At 73.8% G+C, this 4,090-nt stretch carries 3 protein-coding genes; 2 read left to right on the plus strand and 1 reads right to left on the minus strand.

All coding sequences use genetic code 11. The annotated features are described in order from the left end of the window. Positions 1-84 precede the first annotated feature (84 nt). Positions 85-1,617, plus strand: coding sequence for an MFS transporter (locus GL263_RS22780; RefSeq protein ID WP_182857626.1), 1,533 nt, complete (start codon positions 85-87; stop codon positions 1,615-1,617). A 34-nt stretch (positions 1,618-1,651) separates the two neighbouring features. Beyond that, on the plus strand, positions 1,652-2,242 hold the full coding sequence (locus GL263_RS29115) for a TetR/AcrR family transcriptional regulator (RefSeq protein WP_323379526.1): 591 nt from the start codon (positions 1,652-1,654) through the stop codon (positions 2,240-2,242). Between the two features lie 100 nt (positions 2,243-2,342). On the opposite strand, the gene GL263_RS22790 is transcribed toward GL263_RS29115, so the two are convergent. Beyond that, positions 2,343-4,090: ATP-binding SpoIIE family protein phosphatase (locus GL263_RS22790; RefSeq protein WP_182857627.1), on the minus strand; the 1,748-nt coding region annotated here is incomplete at its 5' end.

Here is a 4,090-nt window from a genome sequence, read left to right on the forward strand (position 1 = left end):
GGAGGGGCCGTCTCTTCGGGAAAGAACTTGGACGATCGTTCTACTTGAACTATCGTCCAAGTAACTGTGAAAGGGGAGAGGCGTATGACGGTGGTCGCGGTTCGGCGTGCGGGAACGCGTGAGTGGGCGGGTCTTGCTCTTCTGGCGTTGCCGACGCTGCTGTTGGGCCTGGATGTGACGGTGCTGTACCTGGTTCTGCCGAGCATGGCCGCTGCTCTCGACCCCTCGGCGACGCAGACCTTGTGGATCATGGATGCGTACGGATTCCTGATCGCGGGGTTCCTCATCACCATGGGGACCCTGGGGGACCGGATCGGCAGGCGCCGCCTGCTCCTGGTCGGGACGGTGGCGTTTGCCGCCGTGTCGGTCCTCGCGGCCTTCGCGCCGAGCGCCGAACTGCTGATCGTCGCCCGCGCCCTGCTGGGTGTCGCCGGCGCCACGCTGATGCCCTCGACGCTCTCCCTGATCTCGCACATGTTCGCCGACGTACGACAGCGCGCTGTGGCGATCGGGGTGTGGGCCACGATGTTCGCCCTCGGCATGGCCGCCGGCCCGGTGGTCGGGGGCCTGCTGGTGGACGTGTTCTGGTGGGGCGCGGCGTTCCTCCTCGCCCTGCCCGTGGCCGTTGCCGTCCTGGCCGGCGCCCGGCGTCTGCTGCCCGAGTACGCCGACCCCGGCGCGGGCCGGCTGGACCTGACGAGTGTGGCCCTGTCGCTGGTGGCCATACTGCCGGCGGTCTACGCGGTCAAGCAGTCGGCCTCGCACGGTCCGGGCGTGGGGACGGTTGTCCTCCTCGCCGTCGGAGGGGCCGCCGGCGTGGCGTTCGTGCGCCGGCAGCGCGGGCTCGTGTCCCCGCTGCTGGACGTCACCCTCTTCGCGGACCGGGCCTTCTCGGCCGCACTGGCTGTGCTGCTGGTCGGCCTTGCCGGTGTGGGCGGGGCCATGTATCTGGTCACCCAGTACCTCCAGCTGGTGGAGGGCCACACGCCGTTTGCCGCGGGGCTGTGGATGGGGCCGCCTGCTCTTGCCATGTTCGCCGCCGCTGTCGGCGCGCCGCTGCTCGCCCGCCGGGCGCGGCCCGGACTGGTCATGGGTGTGACCCTCGGGGGCTCGGTGATCGGCTACGCGCTGATGGCCACCGCCGGGACCGGCGGGACGGCGGTGGTGGTGGCCGGGTTCGCCTTTGTCTACCTCGGTCTCGGCGCGATCGCCGCGCTGGGCACCGACATGGTGGTGGGTGCCGCCCCCGCGTCGAAGTCCGGGTCGGCCGCGGCGATGTCCGAGACCGTCCAGGAGCTCGGCATCGCCGTCGGCGTCGCCCTGCTCGGCAGTCTCACCACCGCCTTCTACGGCGCCCGCGTCCACGCGCCCCCGCACGTCTCGCCCGAGGTCGCTGACCGCGTCACCGGCAGCCTGTCGGGGGCGCTGTCGGTCGCGGACGAGGTGCCGCCGGAGGTGGTGACGGCCGCGCGGCAGACCTTCACCACCGGGGTGAACATCGCCTCGGCGGTGGCCGGCGTGGTCATCCTGGCCGCGACCGCGCTCTGTCTGACGGCGCTACGGCGGGTGCCGCCGCTGGGGGAGAGCGAGGACGCCGCCGACACGCAGGCGGGATGAGGCGCTCGGCTACCCTGGGCCACCGGGAGGTAGCGTGATCAACGTCGAGGACGAACCCGCCGACGGGCGCAGAGCGAGAGGCAACAGGCGCCGCGCCGAGATCATCCGCGCCACTCTCGCCGTTGTCACCCGGGACGGCGCAGCGGGCGTCACCCACCGCACCGTGGCCAGGGAAGCCGGCATCACCACCAGCCTGACCACCTACTACTTCGCGACCCTCGACGACCTGCTCGTCGCGACCCTGTCGAGCGTCGCGGACGACTACACCGCCCGCATCCGGCACATTATCGACGGTCCTGGGGACAAGCTGCGCGGTCTGGCCGAACTCATTGCCGAGTCCGGCGGCTTGGGACGGGAACGAGCGCTGGCCGAAAGGGAGTTGTCCACGCTTGCCGCCCGGCGCCCGGCGCTCACGCCGGTGGCTCGCCGCTGGCGGGAGAGCGTCGCCGAACTCGCCCGTGCGCACACCGGCGACCCCGAGGCCATCGCCGCATTCGTCGCTGCTTCCGACGGCCTGTGCACCGCCGTTCTGATCGACAACGCCCCCGCCGACGTCGACCACGTGCACCGGGTCCTCTGTCAGGCACTGGGTACCCGCTCGGACGGGTCGACCCCGGCGGACTGAGACGGGACGCGCCCCTTCCCCACACCGCACACGCCGTGCCGCCCGGCTCAGCCGGCCCGTTCCGGGGCGGGCACCTTCGGGCCCGCCCCGGCGAACTCCGCTACGGCAGGGGGAGTTCGAACCAGACGACCTTGCCGGTGGAGAGGCGGGTCGCGCCCCAGCGGCGGGCCAGGCGGTTGACCAGGAACAGGCCGCGGCCGCCCTCGTCGGTGGCACGGGCCTGCCGCAGCCGGGGGAGCTGCGGCACGTCGTCGCCGACCTCGCAGCGCAGCCGGTCGGTGCGCAGCAGCCGCAGCGTGATCGGCCGTTCGGCGTACCGTACGGCGTTGGTGACGACCTCGCTGACCAGCAGCTCCACGGTGTCGGTCAGCTCCTCCAGGTCCCAGCGGGCGAGTGCCCGGCGGGCCAGGCGGCGGGCCTGGGAGGCGGTCTGCGCCCGGGGATCGAGGAACCAGTAGGCGACGTCGCTGGGTGCGATGCCGTCGAAGCGGGCCGCGAGCAGCGCTATGTCGTCGTCGCGGTCGCCGGGGCCGAGGATGTCCAGCACCTCGTCGCACAGCGGTTCCAACGGGGCCGGGGTGTCCGGCCGGGTGAGCCGGGCGGTCTCCATCAGCTTCTCGCGCAGCTGCTCGATGCCCGTCCACACGTCGCGGTGGCGGGACTCCACGAGGCCGTCGGTGTAGAGGACAAGCGTGGCGCCGGCGGGCGCGTCCAGCTCGACGGCCTGGAAGTCGACGCCGCCGACGCCGATCGGCGCGCCGGCGGGGATGCGCAGCACCTCGGCGCGGCCGCCGCGGTGCAGCATCACCGGCGGCGGGTGGCCGGCGTTGGCGATGACCATGCGGTGCGCCACCGGGTCGTAGACGGCGTAGAGGCAGGTCGCCATCCGGTCGCGGCCCAGGCGCTGGGCCTGCTCGTCGAGGTGGTGCAGCACCTCCTGCGGCGGCAGGTCGAGTTGGGCGAGGGTCTGCGCGGTCGTGCGCAGCTGGCCCATGATCGCCGCCGACGTCATGGAGTGGCCCATCACGTCGCCGACGACCAGCGCGACCCGGCTGCCGGGGAGCGGGATGGCGTCGTACCAGTCGCCGCCGACCCGCGCGGACTCGGCGGCCGGCAGGTAGCGGCTGGCGAGCTGCACACCGGTGGGCTGCGGCAGGGTGTCGGGCAGCATCGTGCGCTGCAACTCGTCGGCGATGTACGCCTCGCGCCCGTACAGCACGGCCTTGTCGACGCCGAGCGCGGTGTGCGTGGCGAGCTGGGCGGCCACCAGGAGGTCGTCCTGGGCGAACGGCGGGCGGGTCGGTCGGCGCAGGAACACGGCGGCGCCGATGACCCTGCGCCGGCCGCGCAGCGGTGCCAGGATCGAGCGCCGCCCGTCGGGCAGTTCGCGCTCCACGCGCAGCAGCTCACCGAGCGCGCCGCCGGCCGCCTGCGAGTCGCCGAAGAGCGGCCGTACGCCGCGCAGCACCTCGGCGAGCGCGCCGCCGGGGGCGACCTCGGTCAGCTCGGAGGCGCCGCCGGCGGCGTGGTCGGTGGCGCCGGCCAGCTGGCCGAGCAGCCCGCCGTCCGCCGCCGCGTCGTCCTCCCCGGCGTAGTCGGGCAGCCGGTCGGTGCGGCGCAGCCGCAGCCGCAGCGGACCGGTGGGGCGCTCGTCGCCGACCGGGAGCGGTTCGCGCAGGTAGACGAGGATCGCGTCGGCGAACGCCGGGACCGTGGCCCGGCACAGGCCGAGCACGGTCTCGTCGAGGTCGACACCGCGCGCGATGCGGCGGGTCGCGGCGCCGACGAAGCGCAGCCGCTCGCCGTTGGCGTCGGGGTTGAGGCCGGCCGTCGAAGGCTCCTTGGGGG

Origin of the sequence: Streptomyces durbertensis, assembly GCF_014156695.1 — a bacterium.
Classification (GTDB): Bacteria; Actinomycetota; Actinomycetes; order Streptomycetales; family Streptomycetaceae; genus Streptomyces; species Streptomyces durbertensis.